Origin of the sequence: Acinetobacter sp. NIOH-H-8, from assembly GCF_046635365.1 — a bacterium.
Lineage (GTDB): Bacteria > Pseudomonadota > Gammaproteobacteria > Pseudomonadales > Moraxellaceae > Acinetobacter.
In genome coordinates, this window is the sequence record NZ_JBHDVN010000320.1 from 1 (window position 1) to 399 (window position 399).

General features: G+C 48.6%; 1 protein-coding gene. It reads right to left on the reverse strand.

Annotated elements, in window-relative coordinates:
• Window positions 1-106 precede the first annotated feature (106 nt).
• On the reverse strand, window positions 107-399 hold a 293-nt coding region (gene tusB / locus ACEWB7_RS18445; RefSeq protein WP_411581155.1), incomplete at its 5' end, for a sulfurtransferase complex subunit TusB.

A 399-nucleotide genomic window follows, 5' to 3' on the forward strand; every position in this document is an offset into this window, starting at 1 on the left:
AGCTTTTGCTTCGTAAACACGTAATAAAACGTCCTCACACAATATGAGGACGCCGAATTTTAGGGCGATGCCGAAAAGGTGTCAAGAATATACAACGATCCCGCCATCACCAGGCCATCTGGCTGGAGTGCTTAACCGTAAGTCTGACGAAATCAGTATAGTCAATGGGAATGATGTCGTTCGAAATTCGACCAGTCAAACCGCGGGCAATAAGGTCTTCGTTCAGAGCATAGACCTTAATGGGGGCATTACGCAGACTTTCAAGGTAGCGGTTACCGTCAACTGCGGCAGTTACACCATCTTGCAATAATAGCAGTTCGTCGCCCTCACTGAGCAGACGCAGCAGCGCAGCAAAATCCGTCAGCCAGGGTGAACGATGTAATGTGTGCAGCATAAACG